This is a genomic window from Citrobacter koseri ATCC BAA-895 (assembly GCF_000018045.1).
GTDB lineage: Bacteria > Pseudomonadota > Gammaproteobacteria > Enterobacterales > Enterobacteriaceae > Citrobacter_B > Citrobacter_B koseri.
Map to the genome: position 1 here is coordinate 4,403,836 of NC_009792.1, position 11,638 is coordinate 4,415,473.

Annotated in this window: 14 protein-coding genes; all 14 read right to left on the minus strand. The window is 56.1% G+C overall.

The genetic code is table 11. The annotated features are described in order from the left end of the window. Positions 1 to 4 precede the first annotated feature (4 nt). The 14 genes from CKO_RS20485 to CKO_RS20550 all read right to left on the minus strand — a co-directional run bounded on the left by CKO_RS20485 (position 5) and on the right by CKO_RS20550 (position 11,565). Positions 5 to 367 (minus strand): hypothetical protein, encoded by a 363-nt coding sequence (locus tag CKO_RS20485; protein ID WP_012135488.1) that lies wholly within the window; start codon positions 365 to 367, stop codon positions 5 to 7. A gap of 20 nt (positions 368 to 387) precedes the next feature. Next, a complete protein-coding gene (gene yhfZ, locus CKO_RS20490) occupies positions 388 to 1,293 on the minus strand; it encodes a GntR family transcriptional regulator YhfZ (protein WP_024131011.1) in 906 nt (301 codons plus the stop codon). Between the two features lie 237 nt (positions 1,294 to 1,530). Further along, positions 1,531 to 2,535, minus strand: a complete 1,005-nt coding sequence (gene trpS, locus CKO_RS20495; RefSeq protein WP_012135491.1) for a tryptophan--tRNA ligase — start codon at positions 2,533 to 2,535, stop codon at positions 1,531 to 1,533. Continuing rightward, positions 2,528 to 3,286 (minus strand): phosphoglycolate phosphatase, encoded by a 759-nt coding sequence (gene gph / locus CKO_RS20500; protein ID WP_012135492.1) that lies wholly within the window; start codon positions 3,284 to 3,286, stop codon positions 2,528 to 2,530. Before gph ends, trpS begins: the two co-directional genes overlap by 8 nt. Continuing rightward, a complete protein-coding gene (gene rpe, locus CKO_RS20505) occupies positions 3,279 to 3,956 on the minus strand; it encodes a ribulose-phosphate 3-epimerase (protein WP_012135493.1) in 678 nt (225 codons plus the stop codon). The genes gph and rpe overlap by 8 nt, the downstream gene beginning before the upstream one ends. A gap of 17 nt (positions 3,957 to 3,973) precedes the next feature. After that, complete coding sequence (gene dam / locus CKO_RS20510) at positions 3,974 to 4,810, minus strand: adenine-specific DNA-methyltransferase (protein WP_012135494.1); 837 nt, start codon at positions 4,808 to 4,810, stop codon at positions 3,974 to 3,976. Positions 4,811 to 4,882: 72 nt separating this feature from the next. Further along, on the minus strand, positions 4,883 to 6,175 hold the full coding sequence (gene damX, locus CKO_RS20515) for a cell division protein DamX (RefSeq protein ID WP_012135495.1): 1,293 nt from the start codon (positions 6,173 to 6,175) through the stop codon (positions 4,883 to 4,885). A gap of 96 nt (positions 6,176 to 6,271) precedes the next feature. Beyond that, positions 6,272 to 7,360: a 3-dehydroquinate synthase gene (gene aroB, locus CKO_RS20520; protein WP_012135497.1), complete on the minus strand. Its 1,089-nt coding sequence runs from the start codon at positions 7,358 to 7,360 to the stop codon at positions 6,272 to 6,274. Between the two features lie 58 nt (positions 7,361 to 7,418). Beyond that, on the minus strand, positions 7,419 to 7,940 hold the full coding sequence (gene aroK / locus CKO_RS20525) for a shikimate kinase AroK (RefSeq protein ID WP_012135498.1): 522 nt from the start codon (positions 7,938 to 7,940) through the stop codon (positions 7,419 to 7,421). Positions 7,941 to 8,248: 308 nt separating this feature from the next. Continuing rightward, positions 8,249 to 9,487 (minus strand): DNA uptake porin HofQ, encoded by a 1,239-nt coding sequence (gene hofQ, locus CKO_RS20530; protein WP_012135500.1) that lies wholly within the window; start codon positions 9,485 to 9,487, stop codon positions 8,249 to 8,251. After that, entirely contained in the window at positions 9,399 to 9,800 is a 402-nt protein-coding gene (locus CKO_RS20535; RefSeq protein WP_012135501.1) for a DUF2531 family protein, read from the minus strand. Before CKO_RS20535 ends, hofQ begins: the two co-directional genes overlap by 89 nt. Further along, positions 9,793 to 10,263, minus strand: coding sequence for a HofO family protein (locus CKO_RS20540; protein WP_012135502.1), 471 nt, complete (start codon positions 10,261 to 10,263; stop codon positions 9,793 to 9,795). Before CKO_RS20540 ends, CKO_RS20535 begins: the two co-directional genes overlap by 8 nt. Continuing rightward, positions 10,247 to 10,786, minus strand: a complete 540-nt coding sequence (locus CKO_RS20545; protein ID WP_024131014.1) for a PilN domain-containing protein — start codon at positions 10,784 to 10,786, stop codon at positions 10,247 to 10,249. The genes CKO_RS20540 and CKO_RS20545 overlap by 17 nt, the downstream gene beginning before the upstream one ends. Continuing rightward, entirely contained in the window at positions 10,786 to 11,565 is a 780-nt protein-coding gene (locus tag CKO_RS20550; protein ID WP_012135504.1) for a type IV pilus biogenesis protein PilM, read from the minus strand. The genes CKO_RS20545 and CKO_RS20550 overlap by 1 nt, the downstream gene beginning before the upstream one ends. Positions 11,566 to 11,638: the final 73 nt, after the last annotated feature.

Below are 11,638 nucleotides of genomic sequence, written 5' to 3' on the forward strand. Positions count from 1 at the left end.
TTCCTCACGACGCTTCGTGCGCCGCCATCCACAGCCCATATAGATTTGCCAACAAATAACCTTCCTCATTGGCATGAAGCGAAACCGTAAACTCCGCCAGCAGCGCCTGGTGCGCCAACAAAATCGCGGGCCAGTGGGGAGATTGCGTCAGTTCCGCCAACAGCTCGTGATCCAGCGCGTCAATCACCTCTCCCCGGCGACTGCGCATTAACGCGCTGGCCATGTGGGTTATCGCCATCGTTCCCTGCTCGGTATGCACCGGCAGCTTCCACTCCTCGTCCAGTCGTCTGACGACCTGCAACATGCCACGGCAAATATCTTCGTCGATAACCCCTGCGTCACACAGCAGGCTGAGTCTGTTTTCCATTTACAATGCCTTTGATTAACTTAGTAACTGGGTTCCTGTTCACCGCTGACCACACGTTGCTGATGGGCGAGCAGCGCCTGTTTGTCCACCACGGCGCGCAGCAGTTGCTGCATCGGGTAATCGTCCGACCGGGTCAGCACCACGGCTTCGGTGGCCTGCAAGAATCGAGGATCGCGGGTGAGCGGCGTCGCTTCTAACCCCAGCAATGCCAGCTCCGCTTCCGCCACCACATTCCAGATCACCGCATCCACATCGCCTTTCACAATGCGCTGAAGACTTTCGTGATAAGAGAGGTCTATCAGCTCCACATCACTTTTGCCGAAACAGGCTTCAGTCATGATTTTCTGATCTGCCGAACGGTTATCCAGCCCCACTCGCTTCACCCGGTCGGATTCGCCTTTACGGCAGATCAACTGGTGCTCGCCGACATAGGTGTGGGGCCCCAGTTCCAGCGCGATGCGCAACCCGTTTTGCGCCAGGTAGCTCTCTGCGGCCAGACGCGACACCACGGCCATGTCGTAGACGCCATTCAGCAGGCATTCAACCCGGATGTCCGCCCCACGCATGTGCGCGTAATAAAATGGAATCCCTTCAAACTGCGCTTTCAGCCCGCTCGCCAGCCCTTCATACAGACGGGTGTACGGCAGCGGCATCGCGCAAACAACGTTGCTGATGTCCACATGCGACAGCAACGTTTTGTTATCCATCTCCACCAGGAAGCTGCCGTTGCGCCCACGACGCTCAATACGGATCGCCCCGGAAGACTCCAGCGTTTTTAATGCGGCCTGCGTTAACCCCACCGATGAGTGGCATTCATTAGCCAGTTCATCTATCGTTTTCAAACGGTTACCGCATTTCTCACCAAGCAGGTAGCGGGCCAGGGTCGTCAGCACGACCCCCTCTTTTTTGATAAATGTTCGACGCATCATAAATTTTCAGTAAAGTGAATATTTATATATTCATTAAAATGAAGATATCGCGCAATGACGATGTGCGTAAACGGCGAGACGCCTCACAGTTTTTCGTCACGGGTACGCAGAGAGACAAAAAAACCGGGAAATCCCCGGTTTTTTAATGTGTGGTGTCGCACCACTGTAGGCCCTCGCCGTGTTTACGCCGGGTGGCGGCGTAAACGCCTTATCTGGCCTACGGCGCGGTGCGCATTACGGCTTGGCGACAAAGCCAATCGCTTCGTAGACCGCTTTCAGCGTTTCGGAAGCACGGGCGCTGGCTTTTTCCGCCCCTTCTTTCATCACTTTCTGCAAGAAGGCTTCGTCGCTGCGGAAGCGATGATAACGCTCCTGCAACTCGGTCAGCATACCGGAAACGGCTTCAGCCACTTCACCTTTCAGATGACCATACATCTTGCCTTCGAAATGCTGCTCCAGTTCAGGGATGCTCTGGCCAGTTACGGCGGAGAGGATATCCAGCAGGTTAGACACACCCGCTTTATTCTGGATGTCGTAGCGCACTACCGGCGGCTCGTCGGAATCCGTCACCGCACGTTTGATTTTTTTCACCACCGATTTCGGGTCTTCCAGCAGGCCGATGACGTTGTTACGGTTATCGTCCGACTTGGACATCTTTTTGGTCGGTTCCAGCAGTGACATCACGCGCGCGCCGGATTTTGGAATAAACGGCTCAGGAACGTTAAAGATATCGCCATACAGCGCGTTAAAACGCTGCGCGATGTCGCGGCTCAATTCCAGATGCTGTTTCTGATCTTCACCCACCGGCACCTGATTCGTTTGATACAGCAAAATGTCTGCCGCCATCAGAACCGGGTAATCAAACAGACCGGCGTTGATGTTCTCGGCATAGCGCGCGGATTTGTCTTTGAACTGGGTCATCCGGCTCAGTTCGCCGAAATAGGTGTAGCAGTTCAGCGCCCAGCCCAGCTGCGCGTGCTCCGGCACATGGGACTGAACAAAGATGGTGCTTTTCTCAGGATCGATACCACACGCCAGGTAGAGCGCCAGCGTATCCAGCGTCGCCTTACGCAGCTGCTGTGCATCCTGACGCACGGTGATCGCATGCTGGTCAACGATGCAGTAAATGCAATGATAGTCATCCTGCATGTTCACCCACTGACGCAGCGCACCCATATAGTTGCCAATGGTCAATTCACCTGAGGGCTGTGCGCCACTAAAAACGATGGGCTTAGTCATTTTTCGATTCCTGATTTTCGCTATGCGGAAGCCCGAGAGCGGGCAGAAGGTCATTAATAGTGTCGTAAATCACATCCGGCTGGCTAAGAGCGATGGATTCGCCATAGTTGTAGCCGTACGTGAGGCCGACTGACGGGCAGCCAGCCGCTTTTGCAGCCTGAATGTCATTACGCGAATCGCCCACGAAGAGCATCTGTTCAGGCGCGACGCCCATCCGCTTTGCCACCAGCAGCAGCGGATCGGGATGCGGCTTTTTGTTCTGCACATCGTCGCCGCCAATAACCACGCTGAAGTATTTGGCGATATCCAGCGCTTCAAGCAGCGGCGCCACAAACGGCGTCGGCTTATTGGTCACCAGTCCAAGCGGCAGCCCTTTGGCATGCAGCGCGCCCAGCGTATCGGCTACGTGCGGGAACAGGAACGTCCCTTCTTCCGCCACATCGCCATAGTAGCGGTCGAACAGCTTACGCAAAATACGCACCTGCTCCTCGGCGGGGATCTCATCATCAACAGGCGGTTTGCCCATTGTTTTACGTAACGTAGCGCGTTCCTGGCGAGCCCAGGCGAGCGCACGCTCCATCAATACATCCGCGCCGTTACCAATCCAGGTAATTACGCGATCTTCGCCAGCGGTAGGCAGTTCCAGCGCGTATAACGCCATATCTACCGCAGCGGCTAATCCCGGCGCGCTGTCAACCAGCGTGCCGTCGAGGTCAAAGGCGACACCCCGAATATCCTGCAATTTATCCATGACTTACCTTTGCCAGTTCACTGCGCATTTCATCAATGACTTTTTTGTAGTCTGGTTGGTCGAAAATCGCGGAGCCTGCCACAAACATGTCTGCGCCCGCCGCGGCGATTTCGCCGATGTTGTTCACCTTGACGCCGCCGTCCACTTCCAGGCGAATGTCATAACCTGACTCATCAATACGACGACGCACTTCACGCAGCTTCTCCAGCGTGTGCGGAATAAAAGACTGGCCGCCAAAACCCGGGTTGACGGACATCAGCAGGATCACATCCAGCTTATCCATCACGTAATCCAGATAACTCAGCGGCGTGGCCGGGTTAAACACCAGACCCGCTTTACAACCGTTTTCTTTAATCAGCTGCAAGGTACGATCGACATGCTCGGAGGCTTCGGGATGAAACGTAATGATGCTGGCGCCCGCTGCGGCGAAATCCGGCACGATGCGGTCAACCGGCTTCACCATCAAATGCACGTCGATGGGTGCGGTAATACCGTATTTGCGCAGGGATTTCAGCACCATCGGGCCGATGGTCAGGTTCGGCACATAGTGGTTGTCCATGACGTCAAAATGCACGACATCCGCACCAGCAGCCAGCACTTTCGCGGTGTCCTCACCCAGGCGGGCAAAATCAGCCGACAGAATTGAGGGGGCAATCAAATACTGTTTCATCCGCTTCTCCTTGAGAATTATTTTTTCGCAGGCGTTACGACTCCTGGTTGGTACAGAGCCAGCAGTTCGTCCACCTTTTTACGTGTGCCGCCATTGCTGCTTATACTGCGACGCACTTTGACCTGAAAATGTTTCGCCGCTTTGTACCACTCGCGGGTATCGGGCGTGTCATGGTTCGAAATTAACACCGGGATCCGCTTGCTGACCAGCTTTTCTGCCATCTCCGCCAGGCGCGCCTGCTCTTTTGGGCTGAAGCTATTGGTATGATAAGCGGTGAAATTCGCCGTCGCAGAAAGCGGTGCGTAAGGCGGATCGCAATAGACCACAGAATTGCTATCAGCACGATCCATACACTCTTCATACGAAAGGCAATGAAACTCTGCATTCTGCGCTTTTTTGGCAAAATGGTACAACTCCGTTTCCGGGAAGTAGGGCTTTTTGTAACGGCCAAACGGCACGTTAAACTCCCCACGCAAGTTATAGCGGCACAGGCCATTGTAACCATAGCGGTTCAGGTATAAGAACAGGACCGCGCGACGGAACGGCTCCCGGCTCGTATTGAACTCTTCACGGAGTTGATAGTAAACCTCGGCCTGATTCGTCTCAGGCGTAAACAGCTCGCGGGAAGCCCGCACATACTCTTCAGTACGCGACTTCACGATGTTATAGAGGCTGATAAGGTCACTATTAATATCGGCAAGAATATAACGAGAAAAGTCGGTGTTAAGAAACACCGACCCGGCACCCACAAAGGGTTCAACCAGACATTCACCTTTCGGTAAATGCCGTTTGATGTCATCAAGCAGGGGGTATTTCCCCCCTGCCCACTTCAGAAAAGCGCGATTCTTTTTCATGCTGACTAACTAATTACACCTTCTCCGGCTGTGGAGAAAGCTCCGACAGCATCCTGCGCTTTAACATGACTATTACTTCAGATCGGCCTGCACCTGATGCAACGGTTTTGCCCACGGGTTTTTCGCCTGCACATCGGCTGGCAACGTAGACACCGCACGTTTGGCATCATCTTTAGACGCATACACACCCGTTACCAGAACATACCACGGCTGGCCGTTACGCGTCGTCTGATACACCACATAGTTTTTCAGGTTTTCTTTCTTCGCCCAACCGTTCAGGTTGTCGTAGTTAGAAGAACTGCTGAGTTGCAGGGTGTAATGGCTGGAAGGCGCAGACTTCAGCGAACCCACGTTACCTGTGCTTTTCGTACCAGCCGCACTGCCGGCTGCCGCTGTGGTTTGCGCTGGCGCTGCGGTTTGTGCAGGCGCAGTGCTGGCGGTGGCTTTCGGCGCGGTCGTTGCCGCTGGCGCGGAGGTTGCTGGCGCTTTCGTCGTCGCGACCGGCGCGGCAGGTTCGCTACGTTTCGGCTGCGTGGTCGTCTTCGGTTCCGCTGGCGTCGCTTTCGCGGTGGTCTGCGGTTTCTTCGGCTCAATCACAACCTGCTTACGTTCCGGGCGCGTAGTGGTCTGACGCTCGCCCGATTGCGTCGTCGCCGTCTGACGCGGCGCATTGCCGTTGCGGATTGGCGCAACGGTGGCTGGTTCCGTCGGCAGCGTGGAGTTCGCCACCACATTGTTAACCTGTTCCTGGCCCTGCGGCTGAGTCAGCGCATTGTTCAGATCGCCCTGAACTTCCACACGCTGCTGGCCTTCGGTCGCGGCAGGCGCCTGACCCTGCGTTGGCGTTGAGGCGATCGGCGGCAGAGAAACATCCTGCTGCGTGTTTCCGGCGGTCTGTTCAGCGTCTGGCGCAGGCTGCGTGGCGCTCGCCTGATCGGTCGCGTTATTGCCGGAAAGATCGATGTTCTTCTCGGCAGACGCCGTTTGATCGCTGGAAGAGGAGGGTGAAGGGGCTTTCAGCGCGGAACCAATACCGATGATCAACAGCAGCAACACCAGAACGCCGACACCCATCATGATGTACTGACGGGAAGCGGGTTTGCTGGCGGCTTTCTTACGTTTGCGGGGACGACGCTCTACGCGTTCTTCATCCACTGCATCATCGGATTCATAATCGTCTTCGCTGTACTGCTCTTCCTCACGCGCCTTTCGCGCACGCCCTGGACGACGATCGTCCGTATCCAGGTCGACGTCATCGAAATTGATCTGTGGATCATTATCGCGTTCAGAAGATTGACGAGTACGACCAGTACGACGATCGCTGGGATCGGGTTTCAGCTCGTCTTCTGGTTTGAATTCATCCATTTAACACCCCACTCAAAGGTTAATGCTTACGACGTTGCAGTTAACCTGAATTTAAATGACCAATACCGTGCAGTATCAGTCCGACCTTTCTTGTTGTTACGCCTGCTGACAGTCAGCAATAGCGCTGAGAACGATTTCGTGCGGCACTCCGCCGCGTACTTCACTTTTCCCTATCGCCAGCGGGAGCACTAAGCGCATCTCGCCCGCCAGGACTTTCTTATCGCGCAGCATGTGTGGCAAATACGCCTGAGCAGACATCTCACGCGGCCCGTGTACAGGCAGACCTGCGCGCTGGAGCAGCGTAATAATGCGTTGCGTATCCGCAGCGCTAAACTGACCGAGACGCTCTGACGTGCGCGCCGCCATCACCATACCAGCGGCGACGGCTTCACCGTGTAACCAATTGCCATAACCCATTTCAGCTTCAATGGCATGACCAAAGGTATGTCCCAGATTCAGTAAAGCACGTAAGCCCGTTTCGCGCTCGTCTGCTGCGACAACTTCGGCTTTCAGCTCACAACAACGGCGGATACAGTACGCCATTGCCGGACCTTCCAGACGTAATAACGCGTCCAGATTGTCCTCAAGCCAGGTGAAAAATTCACCGTCAAGAATGATGCCGTATTTGATCACTTCCGCCAGACCCGATGCCAGCTCACGCGCAGGAAGCGTTTTCAGACAGTCGAGATCCACCACCACAGAAGCAGGCTGGTAGAACGCGCCGATCATGTTCTTGCCGAGGGGATGGTTTACAGCGGTTTTCCCGCCTACGGAGGAGTCGACCTGCGACAGCAATGTCGTCGGGACCTGGATAAAGCGCACGCCACGCTGATAGCTGGCGGCGGCGAAACCGGTAAGGTCGCCAATCACGCCGCCGCCGAGGGCAACCAGCGTGGTATCGCGACCGTGCGGTTTTTGCAGTAACGCGGTGAAAACCGTATCAAGTACCGTCAGGCTTTTATACTTTTCGCCATCGGGCAGGGTAACGCTATCTACGTTAACCCCCGCCTGTTCAAGTACGCTACGGATCTTATCAAGGTAAAGGGGAGCCAGGGTTTCGTTGGTCACCAACATAACCTGATCGCCCGATTTCAGCGGTAAGAATGAAGCTGGTTCGTTAAACAAACCAGCCGCGATGGTGATAGGGTAACTACGTTCCCCGAGAGTAACTGTAATCCTCTCCATGACGCGACATCCACCTTAGTTACTTGTACCCGCTTACCGAGTATGTATTAAGCCAGAATCAGTTGCTTTCCAGCATATGAATAATCTGGTTTGCCACGACCTTAGCGCTCTGATCGTCGGTACGAATGGTCACGTCGGCAATCTCTTCATACAGAGGATTGCGTTCGTTGGCCAACGCTTCCAGAACTTCACGAGGCGGAGCTTCTACCTGCAACAGCGGGCGTTTCTTGTCGCGCTGCGTACGCGCAAGTTGTTTTTCGATTGTCGTTTCAAGATACACCACGACGCCACGCGCGGAGAGACGGTTACGCGTTTCACGTGATTTTACAGAGCCACCGCCGGTTGCCAGCACAATACCCTGTTTTTCCGTCAACTCGTTGATGACTTTTTCTTCGCGATCACGGAAGCCGTCTTCACCTTCTACATCGAAGACCCAGCCCACATCAGCTCCGGTTCGTTTCTCAATCTCTTGATCAGAATCGTAAAATTCCATATTGAGTTGTTGAGCTAACTGGCGCCCAATAGTGCTTTTTCCGGCACCCATAGGCCCAACCAGAAAGATATTGCGTTTCTCTGCCATTTTTTCGGTACTACTAAGACAATTCGTTAATGATAAACCCGCGTCGCAGACACCTTGCGCAGCAGGACATGAACTGAAACCTCATAAGATATTGCGAGAGTCAGACTGAAAATTATCTCAATACTCCAACGGGTTTGGCAACTGAATAAATTACCAAGACATATTGTAGACAACCCCGGAGGCAGCGTCGCCGGATAGCGACGAGAAGAACCAACTCTCAAATCGGTACTCCTTGTATGCTAAATACACCCCCACGTCAAATCCCTGAAACGTGTTCAGTGCAAAAACAGCGCGATTTCAGGCATAAATTATTCTGCCGCAACCAGTCTGGGGGTAATGAACACCACCAGTTCGCGCCGCTCGTTCTCTTTTCCATCATGGCTGAAAAGGGAACCAAGCCAGGGGATATCGCCTAACAGCGGGACGCTATCTTTAGCGGATTTGTTCTTGCGCGAAAAGATGCCGCCCAGCGCCAGCGTTTCGCCGCTTTTAACCTCGACCTGCGTGTCGATCTCCTGCTTATCGATCGCCAGCACTTCGCCATCCGCCTGCTGTAGCACCTGACCGGGAACGTTCTGGCTGATGTGAAGCTTCAGACGAATGCGCCCCTTCGGCAAAACGGTGGGCGTCACCTCCATCCCCAGCACCGCTTCTTTAAACTCCACGGACGTCGCCCCGCTCTCGCCGCTGGAGACCTGATACGGGATTTCGCTCCCCTGCTTAATACTGGCAGGTTGCAGGTGCGAAGCCAGCAGTCGTGGGCTGGCGATAATATCAAGTTGCTGCTTCTGCTCCAGGGCGGAAAGCTCAAGATCCAACAAGCGACCGTTGATGCGCCCGATGTTAAACCCGACGCGAGACGTGGCGGCCGCGACGGACAGATCGCTGGCAAGCGACGTCACCTGCCCTGGCGACCCGGCCAGTTGCGCGTCCGCCAGCGTCCACTTTACCCCCAGCTCACGCAGACTTTTTTCATTTATGGTGACGATATGCGCCGCCAGTTCAACCTGCTCAACGGGGAGATCCATTTGCGCCGCCCACGTTTCCAGCGCCGCCAGCGCAGCGTTGTTATCCCGAAGCAATAACCGGTTGGTGCGCTTATCTACCGTCATACTGCCTTTGGCGCTCAGCAGCTTTTCTCCCGCTTTTGCCAGTTCGGAGGCATCGGCGTATTGCAGAGAAATACTGCGATCCTCCAGCGGTAAGTTGGCCCGAAGCCTTGCCTGCTCGGCCTCCTGCCGCGCGGCGTTTTCGTTTTGCCAGTGAACCGAGTGAACATGCAGAATATTCCCCTCCTGGCGCAGCACCAGCCCGGCGCTTTTTATGACCGTCTGCACCGCCTGCTTCCACGGCACATCCGTCAGACTCAGCGACAGCGAACCGCTGACGTCAGGCGAGACCACCAGATTCTTCTTCTCCTGCGCGGCAAGCGCCTGCAACACCTGAACAACAGGAACATCATCCACCACCAGCGTCACGTTTTGCGCTTTCCCCGCCTGTACGGCGGGCATCACGGCGATCAACGCTGCGGCTATCCATCGCTTCATTCACTTCTCCTTGTCGTTGCCACCGCCACTGCGATGGTTCACAGCCTTTACCGGTCTCAAGCGTTATGCTGTCTGCCGTCAGTCGGGAAATCGTCCAGCCGTTCTCCAGCACCTGATATTGTTCGACGCGCCGCCACTTCTGCTGGCTGTCTTTGAGAATGCCAGTCAGGCGCTCTCCCTGACTCACCACGCCCTGGTAACGCCACATCGGCAGTTCAGCGATCCGGCATCGGTCCTCCGGCGGTTTGAAGGGGTCGCGCATTCCGGTCAGCATCAGCAGGCAGCTACAGACCAACAGCCAGCGCTTAGTCATCAGTCAGCCGCTCCAGCTGTAGCGTCAACAGCAGCTCCGTCTCCTGCGGAACAAGCGAAAAGCGGTTAATGCGCATGCCACGCTCCGCCAGCCGACTGAACAGTTGCGGAACCGCCTCCCAGGAGGATGCCAGCGCCAGCTCGCCTCCCTGCGCGGAAGGCTGCCAGTGAAGAAGGCGTACCGGAGAGCGCTGAAAATCCAGAGGGGAAAAAGGCACGCGCTTGCTGGCCGACGCTAAACGAGACATATCCATTGATGCGGCGATCTGGCGCAGACCCCGCCACTGCCGGTCGATAGCCGCCCGCTGTTGCGCCAGCGCCGTTCGTTGCTGCTCCTGTTGCTGCGCACCCGAAGAAAACGCACATAAACACGCCAGTAATCCCAGCCCCAGACTCCAGCCTAACCAGCAGAAGAGGCGGGTTCGCGGCAATAACCCGCACCAGAGGTCAAAAAGCGCGGCCATCTGCGAGGCTCCTTTTTAACGGGTAATGAAATTGCCAGCGTCCCTGCGCATCCTGCTGCGTTGCCCCACTCCCGGCTAACAGGAAATCAGGATGACGACGCAGCGCGGTTTCCAGCGTGTTTAACGCGAGAAATGTCGTCGCGTATCCCTCAAGTTCCAGCGTTCCCTGCTGCCAGGATAACCGGGTTAGCCACGCCTGCTCGGGCAACAGCGCCGCCATCCCTTCCAGCACGCTCTGCCAGCGCCGCGTCTGCTCATATTCCGTTTGCCGCTGCAACGCTTGCTGCCACGCGGTCTGCCGCTGCTGTAAGCGGGGTTGGATCGCCAGCAGCGCGGCGGCGCGCTCTTTTTCTGCGATCGACCACTGCGCATCCACCCGCTTTTGCGCCGTGAGCGTAACCTCATGGATGCACGCCAGCGCGATGGTCAGCAGCAGTGAACCGCTGAACATAACGCTCCAGAATCGCAGACATTCGCGCCGCCGGGACTGACGCCAGGGCAAAAAGTTGACCGGATGACTCATCAGCGCGGCGCCCCCATTGCTAATCCCAGCGCGATGGCAAAGGTATGGCCTTCCGGCGGAACGGGAGGCTGGCGAATGGCAACCGCGCACCAGGGTTCGAAGCCGCCCGCGCCGCACACTGTCAGACTTTCCGGCGCAATGGACAACGTCGCGGCAAGACTGTCGGCGCAGGCCGCCTCTTGTAGCGGTTTACGCCCCCACGCATAGCGCGTCGCCCACAGCCACTGTTCTTCGTCACGCCAGGCCAGACACTGCTGGTGCGCCAGCAGATAAGGAATAAAGCGCTGTAATGCGCAGGCATCCGGCGTAATCGCCGTCACCTGCATTTTCAGTTTTTGCGCCAGCGTTAATAAGGTCGCCACCTCCTTGCTTTGGGCGGCGGTCACGTTAAATGCCGGAGTCAGGGTATCTTCGCGATAGTCAAAGCGCAGGGCGTCGGGGGGCATATCCAGCTCACGCGCCATCGCGCCGGTCAGCCACGCCGTTTGTTCACGTTCGCGCAGCGCCATTTCCGGGCGCGGAAAATGCTTTTGCAGCGTCCGGCTGGCAGGGAAAGAGAGATAAATATGATGCCGGTGAGGAAGCGAACGACGCCACGGAAGCAATGCATCGACGAGCTGTTCTGGCTCGCGGAGATGCCCGTCAACGAAGGTACGTCCCGCCAGCGGCACCCGCCACCAGCGTTGTAAAGACCAGCCTGACGCGCCGCGAACCACGGCGACAGCCAGCGCCTCATGCTGCTGAATATGAAGGCCAATTTGCCAGAACCTGAAAGCCATTGCTTATGATCTCCTTATCAATGGTCGCTCTTACGGGTATATCAATGCGTCTGGCTTGCCTTTATACTACCGC

Excerpts from the sequence above, each read along its gene's own strand:
- gph (WP_012135492.1), bottom strand. The coding sequence starts at position 3,286 with ATGGATAAATTGCAGGATATTCGGGGTGTCGCCTTTGACCTCGACGGC.
- CKO_RS20550 (WP_012135504.1), bottom strand. The coding sequence starts at position 11,565 with ATGGCTTTCAGGTTCTGGCAAATTGGCCTTCATATTCAGCAGCATGAG.
- damX (WP_012135495.1), bottom strand. The coding sequence starts at position 6,175 with ATGGATGAATTCAAACCAGAAGACGAGCTGAAACCCGATCCCAGCGAT.
- CKO_RS20485 (WP_012135488.1), bottom strand. The coding sequence starts at position 367 with ATGGAAAACAGACTCAGCCTGCTGTGTGACGCAGGGGTTATCGACGAA.
- rpe (WP_012135493.1), bottom strand. The coding sequence starts at position 3,956 with ATGAAACAGTATTTGATTGCCCCCTCAATTCTGTCGGCTGATTTTGCC.
- trpS (WP_012135491.1), bottom strand. The coding sequence starts at position 2,535 with ATGACTAAGCCCATCGTTTTTAGTGGCGCACAGCCCTCAGGTGAATTG.
- CKO_RS20535 (WP_012135501.1), bottom strand. The coding sequence starts at position 9,800 with ATGACTAAGCGCTGGCTGTTGGTCTGTAGCTGCCTGCTGATGCTGACC.
- aroK (WP_012135498.1), bottom strand. The coding sequence starts at position 7,940 with ATGGCAGAGAAACGCAATATCTTTCTGGTTGGGCCTATGGGTGCCGGA.
- CKO_RS20545 (WP_024131014.1), bottom strand. The coding sequence starts at position 10,786 with ATGAGTCATCCGGTCAACTTTTTGCCCTGGCGTCAGTCCCGGCGGCGC.
- yhfZ (WP_024131011.1), bottom strand. The coding sequence starts at position 1,293 with ATGCGTCGAACATTTATCAAAAAAGAGGGGGTCGTGCTGACGACCCTG.
- dam (WP_012135494.1), bottom strand. The coding sequence starts at position 4,810 with ATGAAAAAGAATCGCGCTTTTCTGAAGTGGGCAGGGGGGAAATACCCC.
- CKO_RS20540 (WP_012135502.1), bottom strand. The coding sequence starts at position 10,263 with ATGGCCGCGCTTTTTGACCTCTGGTGCGGGTTATTGCCGCGAACCCGC.
- hofQ (WP_012135500.1), bottom strand. The coding sequence starts at position 9,487 with ATGAAGCGATGGATAGCCGCAGCGTTGATCGCCGTGATGCCCGCCGTA.
- aroB (WP_012135497.1), bottom strand. The coding sequence starts at position 7,360 with ATGGAGAGGATTACAGTTACTCTCGGGGAACGTAGTTACCCTATCACC.